Source organism: Tardiphaga sp. vice154, assembly GCF_007018645.1.
GTDB lineage: Bacteria > Pseudomonadota > Alphaproteobacteria > Rhizobiales > Xanthobacteraceae > Tardiphaga.
Map to the genome: position 1 here is coordinate 5,120,274 of NZ_CP041399.1, position 21,152 is coordinate 5,141,425.

Below are 21,152 nucleotides of genomic sequence, written 5' to 3' on the forward strand. Positions count from 1 at the left end.
CGCTCATCCAGTACCAATGTGAGAGGAACACGCAATGGCTGAGCCGACCAACAATGATTCCCCGCATGGCCAGACCCAGGGGTCTGGCAATGGCTCCACGAACGGCACGAATGGTAGTTCATCCGGCAATGGCGGCGCGCCGCCACGCACAACGGTCGATGCCACCGTCGCGGTGCGGCCGGCGCGCTATCTGGTCGCCTCGCGGCCGATCCCCGGCGTCCAGCCGATGGCGACCGAGGTCATTCTCTCGACGCTGAACAGCATGCCGGACGTCCGCATCGTCAAGCGCGTGCAGCCGCGCGGCTTCGGCGCGTTCTCGGCCGGTGCCGGCACCACCGGCGAGATCATCGTCGCGGAGATGGATCCGGCGCGCGGCCTGGCGCTCAGCGCTTCCGCGCCGCCGAATGTCATCATCGAGCGCGACGCGCTGCTGCAGCACGCCGACGATGCGGGATTTACGGCCTTCAACAATGCCTTCGCCTTCGCGCCGGGCGTCGGCATCGATATCCGGATCCGCGTGGTCGGCCTCGGCGGTCGTCCGCTGCCGAAGGCCACCGTCTATGTGTACGGGCAGGGCTTCCCGGCGCAGGGCCAGACCGACGACAGGGGCGAGGTTTCCGTCACTCTGTTCGGCGGCCCGATCGAAACGGTGCAGGCGATCTATGTGAAGCCGTTCGCCGATCACTGGGATCGCATGATTCAACGACCGGGGCTGTCCAGCGGCGTCAACACGCTGCAGCTCCGCCCGCTGAGCGACACCTTCCCGAACTTCCCCAATACCGGGATGGTCGGCTGGGGACAGCGGCAGATGAAGCTCGACCAGATCGCCGGCTCGCTCGCCGGGCAAGGCGTCAAGATCGGCATCATCGACTCCGGCTGCGACAACAGCCATCCGCAGCTCACCCACATCACGCGCGGCGTCGACCTCACCAACAACCGTGATGCCACGAGCTGGACCAACGATACGATGTCGCACGGCACCCATTGTGCCGGCATCATCGCGGCCGCATCGAACGCCGTGGCCGGAATTCGCGGCTTTGCGCCGCAGGCCGAAGTCCATGCGCTGAAAGTATTTCCCGGCGGCCGCTTCAGCGACCTGATCGATGCGCTGGACCAGGCGATCGATCGCCGGCTCGATATCGTCAATATGAGTCTCGGCAGCAGCGCGGGCTCCGAGCTGGTCGCCAACAAGCTGGTGGAGGCGCGGCGCAGCGGCGTCGCCTGCATCGTCGCCGCCGGCAATGCCAGCGGCCCGGTGCAGTTCCCCGGCATGCTGCCGTCGGTCTTCACGGTCGCGGCGATGGGGATGCTCGGCCAGTTTCCGCCGGACAGCTACCATGCGCAGAACGTGGTGCCCAACATGGTGGCCGGACAGATGTTCTCGCCGAAGTTCACCTGCTTTGGTCCGCAGATAGCGATCGCCGGGCCCGGCGTCGCGATCGTCTCGACCGTGCCGGGCGGCGGCTACGCGGCCTGGGACGGCACGTCGATGGCGACACCGCACGTCACGGGCCTCGGCGCGCTGCTGCTCGCCCACCACCCCCTGCTCCGCGACGCCAGCCAGGCGCGCAGCGAGCAGCGGGTCGCGCAGCTCTTCGCCATCCTCGCCAATGGCGGCGTCCGCTTCCTCGGCGATCCGACGCGCGAAGGCGCCGGGCTGCCGGATCTGCAGACCTCCGGCCTGGCCGGCGTCGCGCAGGCTTCCGCACAGCCCGCCGCCGCTGCGCCCGGTGCGTTCGCGGTTCCCGCCCAGAACGTCCCGTTGGCCGAGGCGGCCGGCCAATTCGCTCCGGCGGCATTCCCGGGCAATGTGTACGCGCCCTTCGGCGGGCAACAGGGACAATTCTCGCCGTTTGCAGCCGCGCCGATGCCGTCGCCGGGCATCCACCCGGCACTGCTGCAGCGGCTGGCCCAGTTGCGGGCAGCAGGATTGCTGTGATGAACGTCCGGCCGATCCGCGCGAAGCGGATCGGCCGGCTTGGTCGGGCCGCATGCCTTACAGCGAGGCGAGCCGTCCGCGTATCCGGTGCGCGGCCTGATGGCGCCGCCGCACCTGCAATTTTTCCAGGATATTGTGCACGTGGTTCTTGACCGTGCCGACCTCGATGCCGAGGTGGCGCGCGATCTCCTTGTTGGAGAGGCCGAGTTCGATCATCTGCGCGATCTCGCTTTCGCGCGGCGTCAGATCGATTAGAACGCCTTCGCCATTGAGGTTGGTATCCCCCGAAGGCGGCACGATCGAGACCGAGCGCGCGATGGCGTCGCGGCAACTCGCGAGCCGTTCGATCAGTGCGATGACATCGTCGATCGATCCGTCACGCGGCACGCAGCCCGCAATCCCCTGCAGCGCGGTGGAGATCACGTTGCCGGCCACCTCGGGCACCGCAAGTGCCACAATGCCAAGCCCGGGCCGCAGCTTCGTCAGGGTATGAACCAGATCGAGATGCTGCCAGTCGCAGACATCGAGCAGCAGCATCTCGGGCTCGAGCCGTTCGACATCCGGCATCGCGCCGCGATGTTCGGCCGCCCCGACGATATTGATGCGGGCATTCTGGGCGAGCCGTAGCGCAAGCGCATCGCGGTAAAGCCGGACGTCGCTGATAATCAGGGTCCGGACCGGCGTACACAGCCTCGGCGCGCCGTCGATGCGAATGGCGGCCTTCGAGGACGATGCAGCCTGAGATCGGCGCGCCATCTGGCTCTCCTGACGGTGTGATGCATTGGGGCGTGAGAGCGCAATTGAAAAAAAGGACCGGACGACAACCTGGAAGTGTATTGTGCTAGTCAATCTTGACCAGAACATGAAACAGTAAGGTCTGAATGTCGCATGCGCCCTATTTGATATGGCAGGATGCCACACCTGTACGTGCTGCGCGGCATGGCTGGATGCCTCCCGCTCAAGCAAGCCTGCCTGAATGGAGCATCAGGACACCGCCGCCATGACTTGCGCTACGCGCTCAAGCCATTAAGTTGAATATTCAAATCAGACATCACCGTCCCTGACCCGCCTGGCAAGAATCAGATGAGTTACGTCGAAGCCACCGAAGCCGCCCAGCGAAAGACCGGGCAGATCAAGCTGCACGGACCCGGCGCCTTTGCCGGCATGCGGAAGGCCGGCGCGCTGACCTCGCTGTGTCTCGACGAGCTCACCGATCTGGTGAAGCCGGGCGTGCTGACCTCGAACATCGACGATTTCGTCCGCGAGTTCGGCTTCCGCCATGGCGCATTTCCGGCGACGCTGATGTATCGCGGTTACCGCTACGCGAGCTGCATCTCAATCAATCATGTGGTCTGCCACGGCATGCCGGGCGACCGCGCGCTGAAGGAAGGCGATATCGTCAATATCGATGTCACGCTGATCGTCGATGGCTGGTACGGCGATTCGAGCCGGATGTATGCCGTGGGTCCGATCGCCCGCAAGGCCGAGCGGCTGATCGACGTCACCTATGAATCGCTGATGCGCGGCATCGCCGTGGTCAAGCCCGGCAACACCACCGGCGACATCGGCCACGCCATCCAGAGCTTCGTCGAACCGCAGCAGATGAGCGTGGTGCGCGATTTCTGCGGCCACGGCGTCGGCCGCTTGTTCCACGACGAACCGAACATCATCCATGTCGGGCGCCCCGGCGAGGGCGTGCCGCTCAAGCCCGGCATGATCTTCACCATCGAGCCGATGATCAATCTCGGCAAGCCGCATGTGAAGGTGCTGTCGGACGGCTGGACCGCCGTGACCCGCGACCGCTCGCTGTCGGCGCAGTTCGAGCACACCGTCGGCGTCACCGCCACCGGCGTCGAGATCTTCACGCTGTCGAAGCGGCATAACGAACAGCCGCCGACCGCGGCCTGATCGCCGCCGGCAATTCGGAGTTGCAAAAGCTGCCGGGCACGGCATGCTGACGGGCAGTTCCACCTGCCCTGTTGTGTCCATGCCCGCAGATGCCAAGCAGCCCATCGATCCCCTCCCCGGCCTTGAAGAGGCCCCGCATTATCACGGCCATCGCGAGCGGCTGCGCGAGCGCTTTCGCAGCGCCGGCGCCGACGCGCTGAGCGACTATGAACTGCTGGAGATGGTGCTATTCCGCGCGCTGCCGCGGCGCGACGTCAAGCCGCTGGCCAAGGCGCTGATCGGCAAGTTCGGCTCGTTCGCCGAAACGGTCAACGCGCCCGAAGCGCGGCTGCGTGAGGTCGGCGGCCTCGGCGAGGCCGCGATCACCGAGATCCGGCTGATCGCCGCGGCGGCCTCCCGCATCAGCAAAGGCCAGTTGAAGAGCCGCACCGTATTGTCGTCCTGGGCCACCGTGATCGACTATTGTCGTACCGCGATGGCCTTCGCCGACAAGGAGCAGTTTCGCATCCTGTTTCTCGACAAGCGCAACCAGTTGATTTCGGATGAGGTGCAGCAGGTCGGCACCGTCGATCACACGCCGGTCTATCCGCGCGAAGTCGTCAAGCGCGCGCTGGAGCTGTCCGCCACCGCGATCATCATGGTGCACAATCACCCCTCCGGCGATCCAACGCCGTCGCAGGCCGACATCCAGATGACCCGCTCGGTGATCGACGTCGCCAGGCCGCTCGGGATTTCGGTGCACGACCACATCATCGTCGGCAAGAACGGTCATGCGAGTTTGAAGGGGCTGAAGCTGATCTAGGAAGGCGCGGACGCAGTCGTTCGCTCAGCACTCTCCGGTCGTCCCCGCGAACGCGGGGACCCATAACCTCCGACGCTATAGTTGAAAAAGGCTATTGCTAGCGAGCAAAGCAACACGACAGCGTGTATGGGTCCCCGCGTTCGCGCGGGACGACATGCGAAGGCAGCGTGCAACACGAACACCGAGTTATTCCAACTTCAATTATTCCTGACCAGGATCAGCGGATCGGCGCTGTCCGGCATCCGTCGCCACTGCGCGTTGTCGTCGGCCTCAAAACTCCAGGTCTCGCCGGAAGCCGACATCAGTATCAGCGCGCCGCGCTCCAGCCGCCACTGCACCGGATTGAAGCCCGCCACCAGAGGATCGCAGCGCGGCTTCAGGAACACCGCAAAATTGTCCGATGTCGTTTCGGTGTTGGTCAGCGTCAGCCCGCAGATGTTGCGGCCATTGCCGCGCATCATCGACCAGTCGCCGATCATCTGGTCCATCGATTTCGCCAGCGAGCGTGCCGCTGCCAGATTTTGCAGGATGTAGACGCCCTCGCCGCTGCGCAGGCCCTCGTAGATTCCGCTCTCGACTTCGGTAAAGTCGATCACCGACTGCCCGGTGCCGTCCTGCAGCCGGACGATATCGAGACCGCGGATCGACCACGTCGCGATGTCTTTCGTAAAAGGCAGCGCCTTCGGGCACGTCGGCTCGAGTTCGAGCTTCAGTCCCTGCGGCGAGCCGTCGGCCTTCAGCGTCACGACGCAGGTCTTGCTGCGCTCGGTGGTGGACAGCTCCCACTGCCCGACCATGGTTTTCTTCAAGGCTGCCGAATCCTGCGCCGACGCCGGCAGCGCACCCACGATCGCCAGCACGGTCCCCAGTGCCTGCAGCAGCAGGCGCATCTCAGCGGCCCCTCACCGGGGTTTCCGGGATCGGCGTCATCGGCGCCTTGCCGTTGAACCAGACTTTCAGATTATCGACGACGAGCTGGTCCATCGCATTGCGCGTCACCACCGAGGCCGAGCCGATATGCGGCAGCAGCACGACATTCGACATGGCGCGCAGTTCGTCCGGCACCTTCGGCTCCTGCGCGAACACGTCGAGGCCGGCGGCGAGAATGGTGCCGGACTTCAGCGCCGCAATCAGCGCCGGCTCGTCGATCACCGAGCCGCGCGCGACGTTGATGATGATGCCGCGCGGTCCGAGCGCGTTCATCACGTCGGCATTGATCATGTTGGCGGTGGAGGCTCCCCCCGGCGTGATCACGATCAGCGTGTCGACCGCCTTCGCCATCTCGATCAGGTTCGGGTAATGCTGCTGCGTGACGCCGGCGGCCGGGTTGCGCGAGTGATACACCACCGGAACAAGCGAGGCCTCGAGCCGTCGCGCTATCGCCTGGCCGATCCGGCCCATGCCGACCATGCCGACCTTGCGGTCGCGCAGCGAGCCGACGCTCAGCGGATAGGGCTGCGTCGCCCACAGGCCGGAGCGGACATATTTATCCGCCTTGATGAATTCGCGCGCGGTGGCGATGAACAGGCCGAGCGCGGTGTCGGCGACTTCCTCGGTCAGCACGTCCGGCGTGTTGGTGACGATGATGTTGCGCTCGGCCGCGTATTTGGCGTCGATATGATCGTAGCCGACGCCGAACGAGGACACGATTTCGAGCTTCGGAAAGCGCGACAGCACCGGCGCGTTGGTCGGCACCAGGCCGGTCACTGCGATGCCGCGAATGCGCCCGGCGGCCTCAGCGGAGAGTCGCTCGAGATCGGCCAGCGTCTCGAACTTATGCAATTCGTACTGATCGGTGAAGCCGCGCTCGATCAGCGGCTTGCTCGGCCCGTAGATCAGAAGGTCGATCTTGTCCGATGAAGTTGCCGAGGCCATCAATTGTCCTTTCGCAGTGCACTATCATGCCAGCGCCGCAACACCCCATGGGACAGCAGCGCGAGTACCATATAGATGACAACCCCGGCGGCCGAGAGCAACAGCAAGGCGGCGAACATCCGGGGAATGTTGAGCCGGTAGCTGCTCTCGGAGATGCGATAGGCGATCCCGGAGCCGGCGCCGGCCGAGCCCGCGGCGATTTCCGCCGCCACCGCGCCGATCAGCGACAGCCCGCCGGCAATACGCAGCCCGCCGAGGATTTCCGGCAGCGCCGCCGGCAGCTTGAGATAGAGCAGCATCTGCCGTCGCGTGGCGCCGTAGAGCTGAAACAGGCCCGCCAGATTCCGGTCCACGGAATTCAGCCCGAGCGTGGTATTGGCGAGCACCGGGAAGAACGCCACGATCCAGGCGCACACAACCACGGCGGTCTGCTGCGGCAGATAGATCAGCATCAATGGCGCGATCGCGATCACCGGCGTCACCTGCAGGATCACCGCATAGGGCAGCAGCGAATATTCCAGCCACCGCGAGCGGTTGAACAGCAGCGCCAGCGCGATGCCGCCGATAGCTGCGGCGACGAAGCCTTCCAGCGCCGTGAGCAGCGTGACGCCGAGCGATTCCGACAGCACCGTCCAGTCGGAGATCATCGTCTGCAGGATCAGCAACGGGCCCGGCAGCAGATAGGGCGGGATTTCGCCAAGCCGGACAATGGCCTCCCATGCGGACAGCCCGACGGCGAACACGATCAGCGGCAGCAGCATGCGCAGCCAGCGTCCGTGGCTGCGCGGTTCGCGGGTGGCGGCGGGGATCTCTTCCAGCCCGTTCATGCGCTCGCCTGCATCAGCGCCTGCGAGACGTCGCGGCAATGTTCGGCATAGGCGACCGAGGTGCGGAACGCGTCGCTGCGCGGCTCGGTCGAATCGATCCGGCAGTCTGCGCTGATGCGGCCGGGCCGCGGCGTCATCACCACCACGCGCTGCGAGAGATACACCGATTCGAACACCGAATGGGTGACGAACACGACGGTCTTGCGCAAGCGACGCCACAGCTCGAGCAGATCATTATTGAGCTTGAAGCGGGTGATCTCGTCGAGCGCGGCGAACGGCTCGTCCATCAAGAGAATATCCGGATCGGTGACCAGCGCCCGCGCCAGCGACACCCGCATCTTCATGCCGCCGGACAGTTCGCGCGGGTAGGAGCTGGCGAAGTCCGCAAGCCCGACCTGCGCCAGCGCTTCCATGACGCGCGCGTCCGACTCACGATTTGCGACATGCGCCAGCTTCAGCGGCAGCCGCACATTGTCGCGCACGTTGCACCACGGCATCAAGGTCGGCTCCTGAAACACGAAGCCGATCGTATGGCCGGAGCGCGTGGCGACATCGACCACGCCACTGCTGGCCTGGGTAAGCCCGGCGATGATGCGGAGCGCCGTCGACTTCCCGCAGCCCGACGCGCCAAGCAGCGAGACGAATTCGCCGTGCCGCACCGTGAGGTCGAGCGGGCCTAGGGCCACCGTGCCGTTGTCATAGACCTTGGTGACGCCGCGCAGCGCGATCGCGGCGTCGCTCGTGGCCGGCATCGCGGATACCGCCATGCGCTACTTCTTCGGCCGGAGATCGACGCCGACGCCCTTGTTGACGAATTGCAGCGTATAGGCGCGACGGAAATCGATATCCGGCTTGACCACGCCGGCGCTCGACATCTTGCCGAAGAACGAGGCAACACGCGCCTCGGTCATCGCGCCGATGCCGTCCTTCAGCGTGTCGCCGGAATCGACGATGCCGTATTCCTTCATCTTGGCGGTGGAATAGGCCAGCAACTCGTCGGTCATTTCCGGGTTGAGCTTCTTGATCACCTCGTTGGCGGCCTTGTTGTCGCCGTAGAGGTAGTTGTACCAGCCGATCATCGAGGCATCGACGAAGCGCTGCACGAGGTCAGGCTTCTTGTCGACCGTGTCGCGGCGCGCCTCGATCAGCGTCGAATAGCCGTCGAAGCCGTAATCGGTGAGCAGCATCACGATCGGCTTGAAGCCGGCCTGCTTCTCGACCACGAACGGCTCCGAGGTCACGTAGCCCTGCATCGCGCTGTTCTTGTCGACGATGAACGGCTGCGCATTGTAGGTGTAGGGCTTCACCTTGCTTTCGCTGAAGCCGTATTCCTTCTTCATCCACTGGAAGTAGCCGGCGACGCCCTCCTTGGAGATCAGGATGGTCATCGGCTTGAGGTCTTGGAGCGTCTTCACCTTGGGATTGGGATGCGCCAGAAACACCTGCGGGTCCTTCTGGAACACCGCGGCGACCGCGACCACCGGCACATTGTTGGCCACCGCGTCGAAGCCCTGCAGCGTGTTGGCGCTCATGAAGAAATCGAGCTTGCCGGAGATCAGCAGGATGCGGTTGTTCACATTCGGCCCGCCCGGCACGATGGTGACGTCGAGGCCGTATTTCTTGTAGGTTCCGTCGGCGACGGCCTGGAAGAATCCGCCATGCTCGGCCTCGGCGACCCAGTTGGTGCCGAAACTGACCTTGTCCAGCGTAGCTTGCGCACGGGCCGGCGCCAGCACCGACGCGGTCATGGCAACGCCCAGGATTAACGATCGCAACAGGCAAAGCGGGCTCATATTGGACTCCGTGGCGCGTTTTGGCCCATGATGCACGAGCGAAAGGGTGGTACAGGCGTTCGGTCTGACACGCTACCCGTCGCCGGGGGTTGCTGCAAAATACCCCGCAAATCCAGACAAAGAAACGTGCCTTGCGATGACTTCTGCGCTGCCTCCCCGTGACTGGACCGCCATTCACTGGCCCGACATCGCCCGCGGCGAACCCGCCGACTGGATCGCCGTGCTGCCGCTGGCGGCGACCGAGCAGCACGGCCCGCATCTGCCCCTCGGCACCGACATCCTGATCGCCGAAGCCTATCTGGCAGAGGTCCGCAGGCAGCTGGCCGACGAGGTGCCCGCCACCTTCCTGCCGCTGCAACCGGTCGGCCTCTCGACCGAGCATCTTTCCTTCCCCGGCACGCTGACGCTGCCGACCGACGTCGCGCTGCAGAACTGGATGGCGATCGGCGAAAGCGTGTCGCGCGCCGGCATCGAGAAACTGGTGATGGTCACCAGCCATGGCGGCAACTCGGCGGCGATGACGCTGGTGGCGCAGGATCTGCGCGCCGAATACGGCATGCTGGTCGTCGCGACCTCGTGGGCCCGGTTTGGTGCGCCGGACGGGCTGTTCACGGCCGATGAATTGAAACATGGCATTCATGGCGGCGCGGTCGAGACCTCTATCATGCAGGCGCGCTATCCGCAGCTGGTGCGCGAGAAGGAGATCGCGAACTTCGCGTCGTCGGCGATCGCCATGGAGCAAGACTACCGCTGGCTGTCGGCCTCGCGCCCGGCGCCGTTCGCCTGGCAGGCCGAAGACCTCAACCGCTCCGGCGCGATTGGCAACGCCACGCAGGCATCAGCCGAAAAGGGCGAGGCGCTGCTCGCGCACGGCGCGAAGGCGTTCTGCGAGTTGCTGGAAGACGTCGCGCGATTCGACGTGGCCGCGCTCAGCCATGGACCGAAGAGCGGCTAGTCGCCACACTCTCCGCCGTCACCCTGAGGTGCCGTCGCTGTTGCGACGGCCTCGAAGGATGGCCGCTAGCGCCGGCATCCGTGGCCGCATCCTTCGAGGCTCGTCCTTCGGACGAGCACCTCAGGATAACGGCCGTGAGTTTGGCTCCGCGCAACGCTTCTCGCAAACCCATGAAACCCTTCGGAAACCAAATAGCCGACCTCTCACTCGAACCCCGTCCGTGAAGCCTGCGACTACTGGGCATGCGGGCCACACCGGCCGCACCAACGGATGGAGTTTCCCATGTCGATCAAGACCAGGATTGCTGCTTTCGCTCTCGTCGCGCTGACCGCCGCCGGCACCATCGCTTCCTCGACCCAGCAGGCCGAGGCCAAGGGCCCGGGCTACGGCTACGGCATCGCCGCCGGCCTCGCCGGCGCCGCCATCGTCGGCAGCGCGATCGCCGCCAGTGACGGCTACGGCTACGGCTACGGCTACGGCTATGGCTATCGCCGTTGTGGCCTGGTTCGCCAGTACGATGCCTGGGGCCACTACGTCGGCCGCACCCGGGTCTGCAACTACTGAGCTTCCCGTCCGACCGAAGTGGATCCGCGTCCGGCACGGGCGCCTCATCCACCCCGTGTCGTACCACCCTCCCCGTGTCGCATCGACCCGCCCGGCTGTCCCCCGGGCGGGTCGTCCGTTATTTAGATGTCATCATCTCCTGCCACATCACGCTGCCGTTTGCTGCTGATCGAGCCGAAAATTGCTCGCCTTACCGTCGAATCGATGGTTCTTGGATTAAATTGCGATTGGCTAGCCGTTAGCGAATTGCCGGGAATGACGAGCGATATGAATTTTTTGAGACCGCTGCCATGAAGCGCGTGCTGGCCGGCCTGGCCCTGGGCGCGCTGCTGGACGGCTCCGCCGTCGCGGCCGATCTGCGCGTGAAGGCGCCGCGCACGACGCCGGCCTATGACTGGAGCGGGTTCTATCTTGGTGGCCATTTCGGCACGGGCGGCGGCAGCTTCGGCCCCGGCACCAACACGCTGCCCGCGCAGGGCGTGATCTTTCCGCCGACGGTGACCGGGCTGATCGGCGGCTACCAGGCGGGCGTCAACTGGCAGTTGGACAACCGCGTGGTGCTCGGCGCTGAACTCGATGCCACCTTCACCAGCCCGCTCGATATCGCACGACAGACGACGGCACCATTCGACACCACCTTCGATTATTTCGCCACGGCGCGCGGTCGCGTCGGCTACGCCTTTGGCAGCTTCCTGCCCTATGTCACCGGCGGCCTTGCCTGGGGACGCACCCGGCTCGACGTCAACGATGCCGATGGCAGCGCCATCGCTAGCGCCACGCGGACCAGCCTCGGCTGGACCGCCGGCGCCGGCGTCGAAGTCGCCGTGGGCGGCCCGTGGACCGCCAAGGTGGAATATTCCTATCTCGATCTGGCGCGGCAACGCTACGGCCTCGCCGACAACGGCCTGCCGGACGTCACCGTGCAGCCCGGCATCCATACGCTGAAAGCGGGCCTCAATTACCGGTTGGGCGATGTGCCGTGGCTGCCGGCCTCGCCGGTTGCGCGGGCGGCGCTGCCGGAATCCGCCAACTGGAACATCCACGGCCAGACCACCTTCATCGCCTCGGCCTATCCGTCGATCCGCTCGCCCTATGCCAGCGCCTACAGCCTGCCGGGCGGGGGCCAGGGCCGCGAGACCTTCACCACCACGGCTTTCCTCGGCTTCCGGCTGTGGCAGGGCGGCGAGTTCTATCTCAATCCCGAGCTTGCCCAAGGCTTCGGCTTCAACGGCACGCTCGGCATCGCCGGCTTCCCGAATGGCGAGGCGCAGAAGGCCGGCGGCACCTTCCCGAAGATCCGTCCGCAGCGTTATTACTTCCGCCAGACATTCGGCCTCGGCGGCGAGCAGGAGGACGTGCCCGACGCCGCCAACCAGCTCGCCGGCCGGCGCGACGTCGATCGCATCACGCTTACGGTCGGGCGCTTTGCGGTCGGCGATTTCTTCGACGGCAACGCCTATGCGAAAGATCCGCGCGCCGATTTCATGAACTGGGCGATGTGGTCGTCGGCGGCGTTCGACATGCCGGCCGACCTGCCGGGCTTCACCCGCGGCGCGGTCGTCGAGCTGAACCGCAAGGACTGGGCGGTGCGCGCCGCCGTGCTGCAGGTGCCGTCGGCGCCGAACAGCGACATTCTCACCTTCAATTCGGGCGGCGTGGTCGCCGAATTCGAGGAGCGTCACCAGATCTTCAACCAGCCCGGCAAACTGCGCCTCGGCGCCTTCGCCAATCGCGGCAACACCGGCAGCTACCGCGGCGCGCTGGCGATCGCGGCGGCCGATCCGGCGCTCGATATCACCGACGTCATCGCCAGTATCCGCGGCGTCAATCTGAAATACGGTTTCTACGTCAACGCCGAACAGCAGATCGCCACCGATTTCGGCATGTTCGGCCGCTATAGCTGGAACGACGGCCAGAACGAGATCCTGTCCTTCACCGACATCGACCGCAGCCTGTCGGCCGGCCTCTCGCTCAAGGGTAGTTACTGGGGTCGCGTCAGCGACACGATCGGCCTCGGAGGCGCCATCAACGGCCTCTCGGGCGCGCATCGCGATTTCCTTGCCGCCGGCGGCCGTGGCCTGCTGATCGGCGACGGCAGGCTGAACTACGGCACCGAACGGATTCTCGAGACGTATTATGCCTATGCGATCAACCGGAGCTTTACGTTGACCGCGGATTACCAGTTGATCGCCAACCCCGCCTATAACCGCGACCGCGGCCCGGTGTCGGTGTTTTCCGGGCGATTGCACGGGGAGTTTTAAAAACTCGTCGTTCCGGGGCGCGGGCGGCGTCAGCCGCACGCGAACACGGAACCTCGAACTGTTTTGCGCTGAACATGTCGGGATTCCGGGCTCGCTCGCGCTGGCGCGCTCGCGACCCGGAATGACAGCTTAGCCGACCGCCGCCGCAAACGAATCCGCTCGTGCCATCCCCCACGCCTCGCGAAACCGCGCGTCGCTGGTACCGTCGAGCAGTTCGCGCGGGCGCAGCGGGGGATACAGCCGCGTGAACGACATCACGTCGGTGCCGGAAGCGCGGTGCGAGAAATGCACCGGCTGGATGTCCTGCGGGTGCTCCAGCCCCGCCGCCGCAATCAGTTCGGCCAGCGCGTGCAGGGTCGCCTGATGATAGTTCGCGACGCGATCGGTCTTCAGCGGCACCACCAAAGCGCGGCTGCGCACCGGGTCCTGCGTGGTGACGCCGGTCGGACAACGATCGGTGTGGCAGCTCAGCGACTGGATACAGCCCAGCGAGAACATGAAGCCGCGCGCCGAATTGCACCAGTCGGCGCCGAGCGCCATGGCGCGGGCGATATCGAACGCGGTCGCGATCTTGCCGGACGCGCCGATCTTGATGCGGTCGCGCGCGCCGATGCCGACCAAAGCGTTGTGCACGAAGTTGACGCCCTCGCGCATCGGCATGCCGAGATGGTCCATGAACTCCAGCGGTGCCGCGCCGGTGCCGCCTTCCTTGCCGTCGACCACGATGAAATCCGGATAGATTCCGGTCTGCAGCATCGCCTTGCAGATCGCGAGAAACTCCCAGGGATGGCCGATGCAAAGCTTGAAACCGGCCGGCTTGCCGCCGGACAGTCGTCGCATCTCGCCGATGAATTCCATCATCTGGATCGGTGTCGAGAACGCCTTGTGATAGGACGGCGAGACGCAGTCCTCGCCCATCGACACACCGCGAATCCGCGAAATCTCTTCCGATACTTTCGCCGCCGGCAGCACGCCGCCGTGGCCGGGCTTGGCGCCCTGGCTGATCTTCAGCTCGACCATCTTGACCTGCGGGTCGGCGGCGCGCGCTGCGAACTGCTGCGGGTTGAAGGTGCCGTCCTGGTTGCGGCAGCCGAAATAGCCGGAGCCGATTTCCCAGATCAGGTCGCCGCCCATTTCCTGGTGATACGGGCTGAGGCCGCCCTCGCCGGTGTCATGGGCGAAGTTGCCCTTTTTCGCGCCGGCATTGAGCGCCCGCACCGCGTTCGGGCTGAGCGCGCCGAAGCTCATCGCCGAGATGTTGAACACCGAGGCCGAATAGGGCCTGGCGCAATCCGGCCCGCCGATAGTAACGCGAAAATGTTCTTCGGCGTGCGGCTTCGGCGCCATCGAATGGTGCATCCATTCGTAGCCCTCTTCATAGACGTCGCGCTGGGTGCCGAACGGGCGCTTGTCGAGCACCATCTTGGCGCGCTGATAGACCAGCGCGCGCGTATCGCGGCTGAACGGCATGCCGTCCTTTTCGCTCTCGAAGAAATACTGCCGCATCTCCGGCCGGATCTCTTCCAGCAGGAAGCGCAGATGCGCCGAGATCGGATAGTTGCGCAGCACCGCATGGTCTTTTTGCAAGAGATCGTGCAGCCCGAGCACGCTCAGCCCGCCGAACACCAGGACAGGTATCACCACTACGTTGATGAGGCGATGATCCGTTACTGCAATACCGAGCAGCAGCAGGGTCGCGACACAGCAAATGGTCAGCACGATGAAGCGCGGCGTGAAGGGCAGCAAAAACGTTTCCATGAATCCCCGCTTTTTAATGGCTTCAACGAGCTTTACACCATTTCAGGTGACACGGGGATCACAACGCGCCTCGCCCCAAACGACAAAACCCGCGCCGGGGCGCGGGTTTCGGGATGCGATAGGTAGGCGGTTCAGCGCTCGACGAAAGCCTTCTCGATCACGAAATGGCCGGGCGTGCTGGTGCTGCCTTCGGTGAAGCCGCGGCTCTCGAACAGGTTCTTGAGGTCTTCCAGCATGTGCGGGCTGCCGCACATCATGACGCGGTCTTCCTCGATGTTCAGCGGCTTAAGGCCGATGTCATTGAACAGCCGCTCGGAGGTGATCAGGTCGGTGATGCGGCCGCGGTTGCGGAACGGCTCACGGGTCACCGTCGGGTAATAGATGAACTTGTCCTGCATCAGCTCGCCGAACAATTCGTCCTTCTGCAGCGTCTCGACCAGGCGTTCGCCATAGGCCAGTTCGGACACCTGGCGGCAGCCATGCACCAGCACGACGTGCTCGTATTTGTCGTAGATTTCCGGATCCTTGATCAGGCTGGCAAAAGGCGCGAGGCCGGTGCCGGTCGACAGCAGCAGCAGTCGCTTGCCGGGCAGCAGATTGTCGTTGATCAGCGTGCCGACCGCCTTGCGGCCGACCAGGATGGTGTCGCCTTCCTTGATCTTCTGCAGCCGCGAGGTCAGCGGGCCGTTCGGCACCTTGATGGAGAAGAACTCCAGCTCCGGCTCATGATTGGCGCTCGCCATGCTGTAGGCGCGCAGCAGCGGCTTGCCCTCGACTTCGAGGCCGATCATCACGAACTGGCCGTTCTGGAAGCGGAAGCCGGCATCGCGGGTGGCGGTGAAGGAGAAAAGCGTGTCCGTCCAGTGCTTGACGGAAAGAACTGTCGCGTGATGGAAGGCGCTCATGAGATCTGACTATCCGGTAAGGGCTTTGTAGAACAATTCTATCGTTCGGCTGGGTCGGGGCGCTGAGAAACCCTTGCAGCTATTGGCTATTTCGGGTTTCTCGCAGCTGCGAGTTGACAATTAGTCAAAGAACCCTTGCAGCGCAATTGCGGACTCAGCGAGGCGGGCGATTAATTTCAGAATCAGGCTAACGAGGCAAGGAAACCGCAGCATTGAGCCAGATCAGACGGATCCAGCGTCGCGTCCCGGACGGAAGCAAGCTGGGTCGCCCGACTGGCGAGGTGGCTGCGGATCCGGTACAATCGCACTATAATACCTTTTCGGGGACTACCCCAACGGTTTGATCGATGCATCCCCTTCAACGGCTTCGGGCGATCAAGCCCGCTTACTACCCGGACCAGTCAATCTATGCGGAATACGCATGCGGCGTGCTGGGGCTGGATTTCAGCGAAATGGATGACGGAACCGGGTTGGCCTTCACCGTCGGCTCGCACGGCGGCAGCGTCGCGTTCGGCGCCGGGCGCGGCTCTTTCTTCCCGCAAAACAGCGCCACCGCGGCGACGCTGGCCAACGACAAATATCTGGCCGGCGTGGTGATGGCCCGCGCCGGCGTGGCGACCCTGGGCGGGCAGTATTTTTTCCTGCACGAGCGCTATAGCGCCCGCCGCCCGCCGGGCCACGAGCGCGCCGACGCGATCGCGCATCTGCACGATCTGGGTGGCACCGCCTTCCTCAAGCCGCTGGCAGGCTCGCGCGGCGATTTCGCCCAGCCCGTCGAAGGCGACGCCGCACTTCGCGCCTATCTCAATGAGGTCTCGCGCTATTATGATGCCGTTCTGATGCAGCCGGTCGTGGATGGCCGGGAATACCGCGTCTTCCTGCTCGACGGCGAGGTGCTGTACACGGTGCGGAAGATGCCGCCGGTGCTGGTCGGCGACGGCGTACGGACGATCGGCGAACTGCTCGGCAGCGATGCGGCGGCGCTGGCGCAGCGCGGTATTTCTTCCCTGCCCGGCGCGGTCGATGCCGCCCTGCTTGGCCGGATCTTGCCGGATGGCGCATCGTGGCGCATACCCGGACGCATGAATCGCAGCGCCGGTGGCAGCATGCACTTCGCCGATCCCGACCATGCCGAGGCGGCCTTCGAGGTTGCACGCCGTGCCGCCACGGCGCTCGGGCTGCGCGCCGCGGGGATCGACCTGTTCACGGACATCGCGGACGATCCCGCCGACATCCGCGTCATCGAGGTCAACGCCAATCCCTCGATCCGCTTTCTCGAGGACAGCGGCCGCGACGATCTGATCGTCAGGGTCTGGCGCCACACATTTGCATCGATCGGACTGCTCGATGTTTAACCTGCCGAAATATGGTGAGGGCATCTGCCTGTCGCGTCTCGCCGCCCTGCTCGACGCGCTGTCGATCGACCGTCATAGGCTGCAGCGCCATTCGGTCGTCGTCACCGGCTCGAACGGCAAGGGCAGCACCGCGGCCTTCGCCGCCTCGATAGGCCATGCCGCGGGCCTGCGCACCGGACTGTTCACCTCGCCGCATCTGTATCGCTTCAACGAACGCTTCCGCATCGACGGCGTCGAGATCGACGATGACGGGCTGGCCGAGCTGGCGCTGCGCGTCGCCACCGCCATCACGGACCTTGCGCGTGGCGGCCTGACCGAGGTGTTCGGCGCCTTCGAGGCGCAATTCGCGCTGGCCTGCCTGTATTTCCAGGAGGCGCAGTGCGACTTCATGGTGTTCGAGGCCGGCATCGGCGGCCGCTACGATCCGGTGCGGCTGGTCGGCGCGACCGTATGCTGTGTGACGTCCGTCGACTACGAACATGTGCAATTGCTCGGCAACACGCTGGAACTGATCGCCTCCGACAAGAGCGACGCCTGCGCGGCCGGCGGCATCATCATCTATGGCGAGAATTGCCGGCCGCTGAAGCGGTATCTCGCCGAGTACAACCGGCCGCGGGACGTCGCGGGTGTTTTTGTGCGCGACGATATCGCGATCGACAATGAGATGATGGCCGCCACCGGACAGCAGTTCGATCTGCAGCTATTCGGCCTTTCCTTCGACGGGCTCGGGATGAGCGTGCTTGGCGACTTCCAGTTCAACAATGCGGCGATCGCGGCGGCGCTGTTCCTGCAATGGTCGAAACGCGCCCGCCCCGACCTCGCGATCGAACCGGCCATCCGCCACGGCCTGCGCGACACCGACTGGCCGGGACGGCTCGAAGTGGTGCAGCAGGCACCGCTGATCGTGATCGATGTCGGCCACACGCCGGACGGCGTATCGCAGGCGCTGCAAAGCCTGCGCGCCATCCATGGGGAGCGCGACTGGCTCTTGGTGCTCGGCGTATCCGGCGACAAGAGCATCGACGACATCACCCGACATCTCGCGCCGTCGTTCGAGGCGATCGTCTGCACCCGCGCGCATCACAAGGGCGCCGATGCCCGCGTCGTCGGCGCCGCCGCGCGCAAGGCCAATGCGAAGGCGAAGATCCACATCGCCAACGCCATCGAGGACGCGGTGCGCATCAGCCGGCAACTGGCGCGCGACAACCAGCAGAAGATCTATGTCGCCGGCGGCCTGTTCGTCGCGATCGAATACGCCACCGTGCTGCGCGGCGGGGACGCGAAAGAGCTGCAGTTCTTTTAGTTTTGCGCAGGCCTCTCCCTCGTCATTGCGAGGAGCGAAGCGAAGCGACGCGGCAATCCAGAAAGCCACGAGCTTTGCAAGGACTGGATTGCTTCGTCGCAAGGGCTCCTCGCAATGACGGTTGAGAAGACAGAGCGTCGCTCGCGGCCCACGAACAACAGCAAACACCAAATACCCATTGTGGCGCACCTTGCCGCCGCATAGCGTGCCCGCAACAGAAATATCCGTGAGACGTCCATGACTGACATCAATCGCCAGGTCCTGCTGGTGGAGAAGCCGAGCGGCAAGCTCGGTTCCGAACATTTCAAACTATCGCAGGGCGGAATTCCCGAACCGAAGGACGGCGAGGCCTTGCTGCGGGTGCGCTACATCTCGCTCGACGCCGCCAACCGCGCCTGGATGCATGGCGCGACCTACCGCGCGGCGGTCGAGACCAACACGGTGATGGCCGGCGGCGGCATCGCCGAGGTGATCGCCTCAAAATCGCCGGCGCTGAAGCCGGGCGACATCGTGTTCGGCGACACCGGCTGGCAGGACTACGCCGCGGTGCCGGCCAAGCAGCTCAGCAAGATGCCGAAGCTGGAGCCGATGACGCATCTGCTCAGCATCTATGGCATCGCCGGCCTCACCGCCTATTTCGGCCTGCTGGACGTAGGCCGACCGAAGGCCGGCGAGACTGTCGTGGTGTCGGCCGCGGCCGGATCGGTCGGCTCGATCGTCGGGCAGATTGCCAAACTCAAAGGCTGCCGCGTGGTCGGCATCGCCGGTGGCAAGGCCAAGTGCGACTGGCTGACCGGCGAGCTCGGCTTCGATGCCGCGGTCGACTACAAGAACGGCGCGGTGTTCAAGGCGCTCAAGGCCGCAGCGCCCGGCGGCATCGACGTGTATTTCGACAATGTCGGCGGCGATATTCTCGAGGCCTGTATCGCGCAGATGAACCTGCGCGGCCGGATTGCCTGCTGCGGCGCGATCTCGCAATATGACGGCGCGCCGGCGGCAACCGGCCCGCGCGGCGTCCCCGGCCTGATCGTGGTGAAGCGGCTGACCATGCAGGGCTTCATCGTGATGGATTACATGGCGCAGCGCGACGCCGCGCTGAAGGATCTGCAGGAATGGGTCGCATCGGGCCAGATCAAGGTGCAGGAAGACGTCATCGACGGGCTGGAGAATACGCCGGCCGCGCTGATCGGATTGCTGGCCGGCGAGAACCGCGGCAAGCGAATGGTGAGGCTGTGAGGTCGGAGCGATCTCGCGCCTCAAGCGCGTCGCGCTAGATTTCGAACAGTTTTTCCTTCAGCCTATCGATCAGCTCGCCGTTCCTGCAGCGGAAGCCGGAGCGTGCGCAGAGAAAGACCTTCGGCGTTCTGCGGAAGATAGTACTCATGGGCCGCCATCAGCGGCTCGGGGACCAGCCGCTTCGGCAACAGCGTCAGGCCGAGGCCCGCCTTCGCCGCGTCGATGCGGGCATGATAGTCCGGACTTGAAAACGCAATCCGGTAAACCATTCCCTTGCGCTCCAGCGCCTGGATCATCAGGTCATGCATGATCTGGCCGGGCCAGGTCAGGATCGGCACCGGCGCCCCCGGGCTCAGCGTGAAATCTCGCGACCGCACCCAGGTCACCTCATCGTCGCGCTGCGCCACCAGATCGATCCCCGCCGCCGCCGGCATCTCGACCAGACCCAGAAAGATACCGACATCGATGAAGCCGTCGAGCAGGCCCTTGGCGATCTCGGCGGAATTGTCCGAATACATGCAGATATTGGCCATATCGGCCGGGCTCATCATCTGCAGCATGCGTTGCGAGTAGACGTTGCTCATGCCGAGGCGGATCGAACTCTCGTCCGACGTCGCGCCGCGCAACAGCAGAAGCTGGTCATTGGCCTCGAGGATCTTGCGCGCCTGCGTCAGCACCAGCTTGCCGAGCTCGGTGGTGGCCGAGCCATTGGCGGATTTATGGAAGATGCTGCCGCCGACCACATGCTCGATGCGCTTGATCTGCGAGCTGATCGCCGGCTGGCTCAAGCCCAGCAGCTTGGCTGCCTTGGTGATGCTTCCCGCTTCGGAAATACCGACCACGGAACGCATGATTTCAGTCGGGATACTCAGGTGCTGATAGCGCCGGTGCATGACGTCTCCCTAACGATCGACGCCGTTGCCGCGCACCGGGATTGCCCGCGACGCAAACGCCATCCAAACTCACACGCCCGCGACAGCCGCCGGAGCCTATCCGTTTCCGGTTTGACCGAAACGTACTATCCAACAAACCCGACCTCGCTGATTGTATCGGTGTCTTTTTACACATCGCAACCAAATCATTCAGATCCTCGCCAATCATGCAGGCGCCGGATGTTTTAGGTAGTTGGATCGGATAGGCTGGTGCGACCTTACCCGGACCACAGCGGACAGCATCGCACGCACCGCCGAAGGTCGCGGCTGTTTGCCAAGGCTGACGAAACGGCGAGGCCTGATTCGCGGGACTGATCACGGCGGCGACGCGCGGTCAGCGCTTCCGTGCGACAGGGGCGAACGCCGCATGGGCGCGGGTGCACAGCCAGGCGATACCCACGCCAGTGATCGCACCGAGGATTTTGACGACGGCATCCGACAGCCGGCCATGTCGATCGGGCGTCAGATGCTGAAGCGCTTCCAACAGCAACGCGGCGGCGGCCATCAGGGACAACACCCGCCACAGGCGGTCCGGGTAGGCCAGGCCGAACAGCAATCCGACGACGGCAAACGCCCCGGCGCGCTCGAGGCTGACCGCCTCAAAATGCGGACGCCAGCCGATCGGCGACAGCGTCACGAAGACGATGCTGGCCAGGACGGCCCAGGCAATGGCGGTGAAGATCTTGCGGGACATGATGCGAGCATTAACCGATTTCGGCGTCGTTGATCATGAACTCGC

Annotated in this window: 19 protein-coding genes; 9 read left to right on the forward strand and 10 right to left on the reverse strand. The window is 64.8% G+C overall.

The annotated features are described in order from the left end of the window. Positions 1-34: 34 nt before the first annotated feature. Complete coding sequence (locus FIU28_RS24055) at positions 35-1,939, forward strand: S8 family serine peptidase (RefSeq protein ID WP_143575620.1); 1,905 nt, start codon at positions 35-37, stop codon at positions 1,937-1,939. A gap of 57 nt (positions 1,940-1,996) precedes the next feature. On the opposite strand, the gene FIU28_RS24060 is transcribed toward FIU28_RS24055, so the two are convergent. Next, positions 1,997-2,695, reverse strand: coding sequence for a LuxR C-terminal-related transcriptional regulator (locus FIU28_RS24060; protein WP_168203027.1), 699 nt, complete (start codon positions 2,693-2,695; stop codon positions 1,997-1,999). Positions 2,696-3,022: 327 nt separating this feature from the next. Here FIU28_RS24060 and map point away from each other — a divergent pair, with 327 nt between their 5' ends. Both map and radC read left to right on the forward strand, forming a co-directional pair. Next, positions 3,023-3,847, forward strand: coding sequence for a type I methionyl aminopeptidase (map, locus tag FIU28_RS24065; protein ID WP_143575622.1), 825 nt, complete (start codon positions 3,023-3,025; stop codon positions 3,845-3,847). Between the two features lie 79 nt (positions 3,848-3,926). Continuing rightward, positions 3,927-4,649: a RadC family protein gene (gene radC / locus FIU28_RS24070; RefSeq protein ID WP_143575623.1), complete on the forward strand. Its 723-nt coding sequence runs from the start codon at positions 3,927-3,929 to the stop codon at positions 4,647-4,649. Between the two features lie 197 nt (positions 4,650-4,846). Here the strand turns inward: radC and FIU28_RS24075 are convergent, their stop codons facing one another. From FIU28_RS24075 to FIU28_RS24095, 5 genes are all read right to left on the reverse strand, one after another. Beyond that, positions 4,847-5,539 (reverse strand): AprI/Inh family metalloprotease inhibitor, encoded by a 693-nt coding sequence (locus FIU28_RS24075; protein ID WP_143575624.1) that lies wholly within the window; start codon positions 5,537-5,539, stop codon positions 4,847-4,849. 1 nt (position 5,540) lies between these two features. Then, positions 5,541-6,524 carry a 2-hydroxyacid dehydrogenase gene (locus FIU28_RS24080; protein WP_143575625.1) on the reverse strand — a complete coding sequence of 328 codons (984 nt, stop codon included), beginning with the start codon at positions 6,522-6,524 and terminating at the stop codon, positions 5,541-5,543. Beyond that, positions 6,524-7,285 (reverse strand): ABC transporter permease, encoded by a 762-nt coding sequence (locus FIU28_RS24085; protein ID WP_246661042.1) that lies wholly within the window; start codon positions 7,283-7,285, stop codon positions 6,524-6,526. The genes FIU28_RS24080 and FIU28_RS24085 overlap by 1 nt, the downstream gene beginning before the upstream one ends. A gap of 62 nt (positions 7,286-7,347) precedes the next feature. Beyond that, positions 7,348-8,118, reverse strand: coding sequence for an ABC transporter ATP-binding protein (locus tag FIU28_RS24090; RefSeq protein WP_143575627.1), 771 nt, complete (start codon positions 8,116-8,118; stop codon positions 7,348-7,350). A gap of 3 nt (positions 8,119-8,121) precedes the next feature. Next, positions 8,122-9,144: an ABC transporter substrate-binding protein gene (locus FIU28_RS24095; protein ID WP_143575628.1), complete on the reverse strand. Its 1,023-nt coding sequence runs from the start codon at positions 9,142-9,144 to the stop codon at positions 8,122-8,124. A gap of 136 nt (positions 9,145-9,280) precedes the next feature. Here FIU28_RS24095 and FIU28_RS24100 point away from each other — a divergent pair, with 136 nt between their 5' ends. From FIU28_RS24100 to FIU28_RS24110, 3 genes are all read left to right on the forward strand, one after another. Beyond that, a complete protein-coding gene (locus tag FIU28_RS24100) occupies positions 9,281-10,099 on the forward strand; it encodes a creatininase family protein (RefSeq protein WP_143575629.1) in 819 nt (272 codons plus the stop codon). Positions 10,100-10,381: 282 nt separating this feature from the next. Next, positions 10,382-10,663: a hypothetical protein gene (locus FIU28_RS24105; RefSeq protein ID WP_143575630.1), complete on the forward strand. Its 282-nt coding sequence runs from the start codon at positions 10,382-10,384 to the stop codon at positions 10,661-10,663. Positions 10,664-10,953: 290 nt separating this feature from the next. Then, positions 10,954-12,924, forward strand: coding sequence for a carbohydrate porin (locus FIU28_RS24110; protein WP_143575631.1), 1,971 nt, complete (start codon positions 10,954-10,956; stop codon positions 12,922-12,924). Positions 12,925-13,053: 129 nt separating this feature from the next. On the opposite strand, the gene FIU28_RS24115 is transcribed toward FIU28_RS24110, so the two are convergent. Together FIU28_RS24115 and FIU28_RS24120 are read right to left on the reverse strand one after the other, a co-directional pair. After that, on the reverse strand, positions 13,054-14,682 hold the full coding sequence (locus tag FIU28_RS24115; protein WP_143575632.1) for an FMN-binding glutamate synthase family protein: 1,629 nt from the start codon (positions 14,680-14,682) through the stop codon (positions 13,054-13,056). Positions 14,683-14,813: 131 nt separating this feature from the next. Then, positions 14,814-15,587 (reverse strand): ferredoxin--NADP reductase, encoded by a 774-nt coding sequence (locus tag FIU28_RS24120; RefSeq protein WP_143575633.1) that lies wholly within the window; start codon positions 15,585-15,587, stop codon positions 14,814-14,816. Positions 15,588-15,934: 347 nt separating this feature from the next. Here FIU28_RS24120 and FIU28_RS24125 point away from each other — a divergent pair, with 347 nt between their 5' ends. From FIU28_RS24125 to FIU28_RS24135, 3 genes are all read left to right on the forward strand, one after another. Next, positions 15,935-16,942 (forward strand): ATP-grasp domain-containing protein, encoded by a 1,008-nt coding sequence (locus tag FIU28_RS24125; RefSeq protein WP_143575634.1) that lies wholly within the window; start codon positions 15,935-15,937, stop codon positions 16,940-16,942. Continuing rightward, positions 16,935-18,245 carry a bifunctional folylpolyglutamate synthase/dihydrofolate synthase gene (locus FIU28_RS24130; RefSeq protein ID WP_143575635.1) on the forward strand — a complete coding sequence of 437 codons (1,311 nt, stop codon included), beginning with the start codon at positions 16,935-16,937 and terminating at the stop codon, positions 18,243-18,245. Before FIU28_RS24125 ends, FIU28_RS24130 begins: the two co-directional genes overlap by 8 nt. 237 nt (positions 18,246-18,482) lie before the next feature. After that, positions 18,483-19,481, forward strand: a complete 999-nt coding sequence (locus tag FIU28_RS24135; RefSeq protein WP_143575636.1) for an NADP-dependent oxidoreductase — start codon at positions 18,483-18,485, stop codon at positions 19,479-19,481. A 62-nt stretch (positions 19,482-19,543) separates the two neighbouring features. Here the strand turns inward: FIU28_RS24135 and FIU28_RS24140 are convergent, their stop codons facing one another. After that, positions 19,544-20,374, reverse strand: coding sequence for a LysR family transcriptional regulator (locus FIU28_RS24140; RefSeq protein ID WP_143575637.1), 831 nt, complete (start codon positions 20,372-20,374; stop codon positions 19,544-19,546). Positions 20,375-20,747: 373 nt separating this feature from the next. Continuing rightward, entirely contained in the window at positions 20,748-21,107 is a 360-nt protein-coding gene (locus FIU28_RS24145; protein ID WP_143575638.1) for a VanZ family protein, read from the reverse strand. Positions 21,108-21,152: the final 45 nt, after the last annotated feature.